The 526-nt window shown below is 53.8% G+C and carries 1 protein-coding gene; it reads left to right on the plus strand.

Annotated elements, in window-relative coordinates:
* Nucleotides 1-154: 154 nt before the first annotated feature.
* Nucleotides 155-526: nuclear transport factor 2 family protein (locus AC1D1Y_RS26190; RefSeq protein ID WP_477684920.1), on the plus strand; the 372-nt coding region annotated here is incomplete at its 3' end.

The raw sequence follows: 526 nt of genomic DNA on the forward strand, positions 1-526 counted from the left end.
GCTTGAAGCGGCTGGCTACTTTGCCGTAGACCTGGGGACGCTTGATGTGGGTGGCCCGCTGTCACAACTGCCGTTTGGCCCACTGGCAGCGATCAACTTCATCAAGATCTAAAAGATACGAACAAGCACTCTTTTGACTCACCAAGACAACACCATGAAACGACGCAATCTCATCACAGCCGCGACGGTCGCCATGGCCACTTTGGCCACCCCGGTTCTGGCACAGGAAACGGGTAAAAACTTGACTTCAGCACAATTATTGAAACGTAGCCTCGATACTTTTTTTGCCAAAGACATGAAAGGCTGGGCAGCCCTCTGCGACGAGAACGTTGTCGTCGAGTTCCCTTTCTCGCCCGATCCCGCATCCAAAAAAATTGTCGGCCGCGCGGCAATCTATGAGTACTTGCGCAACTACCCCAAAGTCATTGATGTCAAAACCATCCCCACTCTGAAAATCCACGTGACGGACGATCCGAATGTGGCCATCGCCGAGTGGAGCGCCTCGGGCCGAGTGATCAGCAACGGC

This window comes from Polaromonas sp. P1_G1, assembly GCF_056405595.1.